Here is a 452-nt window from a genome sequence, read left to right as displayed (position 1 = left end):
AACAAGGCATTGCGCTGCTCTTGCGGGCAGTGCCCACGACCGATGGCTCATGCTTTGCACCGGCCGCCTGCACTGCCGTGAAGCAGTTCAAACCATCGGAGACGACGATACTCGCTGCTGCCAGATGTTTCAATGCCCATTGCGCCACATCGGCTTTTCCGAACGTTTTCACCCTGGAGAATATGGCATATACCGGATGGCCTTCCGGCGAGATTTGCACCGCCGCGATGAATGGCACCTTATTCTCCGACCCGCGCCCCCGTTTCCCACCGGGGTGCGCACCACCAAAGTAGGCGTCATCGGCCTCTACATGGCCCACCAGCTGGCGTTCGGACTCGCGCTCGGCCATCACCTCCAGTATCTTGTGTTTAAGGCGCCAAGCGGTGCGATAGCAGACACCGAGGAGGCGCATCAGCTCCAGCGCCGCCACATTGTTCTTCGCTTGCGTGAGG

The 452-nt window shown here is 60.2% G+C and carries 1 protein-coding gene; it reads right to left on the bottom strand.

Annotated features, from left to right (window positions below; genetic code table 11):
* Nucleotides 1-452 (bottom strand): IS1595 family transposase (locus tag F1735_RS34265; protein ID WP_167241515.1); only part of this gene is annotated, 452 nt, incomplete at both ends.

Source organism: Massilia genomosp. 1 (assembly GCF_011682185.1).
GTDB classification, from domain to species: Bacteria; Pseudomonadota; Gammaproteobacteria; order Burkholderiales; family Burkholderiaceae_D; genus Telluria_A; species Telluria_A rubra.
This window is presented reverse-complemented; position numbering and strand designations above follow the sequence as displayed.